Raw genomic sequence first — 861 nt, 5'->3', positions numbered from 1 at the left:
CCGATCCACATAATCCGGCCATTCCAATCCATTGAGGATTTCAGCCGTTACCATCGGCTCGTCGTGGGCAACCAGCACTTTGCTGGAAGCACCCACCGTCAATGGCATCCTGGCCCCTACCGGAGCAACCCTGCGTATGGCCTGCTTGCTTTGCACGGCCTGGATGCGAATTCGTTCATAGCCATCGCGCACGTACAGGCTGATCGTCTCCTCTACCAGATCGCGCAATCGTTCCATTTCCGGCAGCAGCATCGTAGCCGGATCATCATTATGAGTGAGGTTGGCAGACAATTCCCATACCCGAAAGCCCAATCGATACTTTTCTGTCTGCACATCACGAATTAAAAATCCTTTGTTTTCGAGAGTTGCCAGCAAACGATGCACGGTACTTTTGTGCAAGGATAGTCGGGTCGCGATCTCACTTAAACCCAAATCTGTCGAATCCGTAAAGCAAAGCAGAATCTCCAATGCCCGCTCGACGGCACGCACGTTTGCTTTTGGTTCTTCCATCTGTTACACCTGCTTCCCTTTTGTTCCGGTAAGTTTCACCTAATGAAACGAATGGCTACTTTTCAGTATACGAAAATTTGCACAGGAGTAAAGAAAAGATTGCGGAGAACGCCTGCCTGCATCTATTTTTTCCCAGTTGTGACACCTCTACAAGCCGCATTCCGGTCCGTACATACATTAGGAGAAGTGCATCTAAACAAGGATTGGGGTTGATTTCGACTTGGGTAAAAAAAGTGAATCGAAATGGACCAAGCTTAAAATCATGCGTGCCCGTGCCTCGCTTTCCGGGGCCCTGCCCCGCACTAGCCTGTTCTCCCGCCGCAGTTTTCTTTCTTTTCTCTCACGCTATTC

The 861-nt window shown here is 49.8% G+C and carries 1 protein-coding gene; it reads right to left on the bottom strand.

Translation table 11 applies throughout. The features are described 5' to 3' along the window. A partial coding sequence (locus EDM58_RS18150; protein WP_122914573.1) for an IclR family transcriptional regulator occupies positions 1 to 510 on the bottom strand: 510 nt, incomplete at its 3' end. Between the last annotated feature and the right edge of the window lie 351 nt (positions 511 to 861).

This window comes from Brevibacillus panacihumi (assembly GCF_003710985.1).
Classification (GTDB): domain Bacteria; phylum Bacillota; class Bacilli; order Brevibacillales; family Brevibacillaceae; genus Brevibacillus; species Brevibacillus panacihumi.
Note: the sequence above shows the minus strand (reverse complement) of the source record. Positions and strands in the feature narration are given on the sequence as shown.